A 379-nucleotide genomic window follows, 5' to 3' on the forward strand; every position below is an offset into this window, starting at 1 on the left:
GGAAGATGCCGATGCCGTCGCCAGTGCCATGCGTGCAACAGGTATCACCTCACTGGCGGCGCAAAGTGTAGACACTCTGTCCGGCGGCCAACGTCAGCGGGCGTGGATAGCCATGGTGCTGGCGCAGGAAACGTCCATCATGCTGCTGGATGAGCCGACAACGTGGCTGGATATTAGCCATCAAATTAATTTGCTGGAGTTGTTAAGCGATCTCAACCGCGAAAAAGGCTATACGCTCGCCGCCGTCCTGCATGACCTGAATCAGGCCTGCCGATACGCCACGCATTTGATTGCATTACGCGAAGGTAATATTGTCGCACAGGGCGCGCCGAAAGAGATTGTTACCGCAGAGCTTATCGAAAAAATCTATGGGCTGCGC

1 protein-coding gene is annotated in these 379 nt (G+C 55.1%); it reads left to right on the forward strand.

The annotated features are described in order from the left end of the window. Positions 1 to 379 (forward strand): ATP-binding cassette domain-containing protein (locus GWK61_RS61770; protein ID WP_194922425.1); only part of this gene is annotated, 379 nt, incomplete at both ends.

Origin of the sequence: Catenulispora rubra (assembly GCF_015356825.1) — a bacterium.
GTDB lineage: Bacteria > Actinomycetota > Actinomycetes > Streptomycetales > Catenulisporaceae > Catenulispora > Catenulispora rubra.